Below are 832 nucleotides of genomic sequence, written 5' to 3' on the forward strand. Positions count from 1 at the left end.
GTCAGGAATGCGCGGCCGAACGCATTAGCGTAGCGTTCGTCGCGTGACAGGAATTGTTCGTCTTCCTCCAATATCTCGGACACTCGGCGCGTTCCGACAAAATGACCGACTTCGTGAGCGGCAGATTGAACCCTCCGTTCTATCGGATGATTGGCATTTAGGAGGATGCAGGCGCCGACGGCGTCATCATAGGTGAACAACCCCGCGACTTTGGACTTCGAGGAAAGCCGCCGATGATACAGACGGATGCCGAGATCCAGTTCGATGATGGAGAAGATGTCGCCGATCGGACCGGAACCAAGTCCGAGCCAGTCACGCAGCTCTTGTGCATGCTTCTCGGCAAGCTCGATAACGTCACCCTGGTTGATCCCTTTCTCTGGCGGATAATGCCGCCGCCGCTCGACGCCGAGCACGTTTTCGAACTCCACCTCGGCTTTCACGAGATCATTCAGCAGTTGGACCGCTTCCAGAGTATGGGCGTCTTCCGTCTCTCGCATCTTCCGGAAGCGAGGCACCAGATCGGTGTGCAGGGCTTCGCGACGCAAGAGACCGTTGACCGACACGCCATAGTGCCGAGCAAGAAGCTGGAGTTCCTGAATCCGAATGCGCCGCGTGCCTTTTTCGATGGACACGAGGGTGGGGCGCGACATGCCGATAATCTCGGCAGCTTGATCCTGACGAATGCCTGCGTTCTCCCTCGCAAGTCGAAGGCGCCGACCGAGTTCTTGTGCGCTCAATTCATTCAGATCGGCCATGGCGCCCGCCCTCCGTCCAGCTTCTTAGAAAGCTTTGTTCTCCTTGAGCAGCCATGAAGCCGCGCCATTCCTTGGCG

General features: G+C 57.9%; 1 protein-coding gene. It reads right to left on the reverse strand.

Translation table 11 applies throughout. The features are described 5' to 3' along the window. Positions 1-755 (reverse strand): helix-turn-helix domain-containing protein (locus tag ACXJ7R_RS34825; protein ID WP_457155754.1); only part of this gene is annotated, 755 nt, incomplete at its 3' end. Between the last annotated feature and the right edge of the window lie 77 nt (positions 756-832).

It is taken from the genome of Mesorhizobium sp. P5_C1, assembly GCF_054049815.1.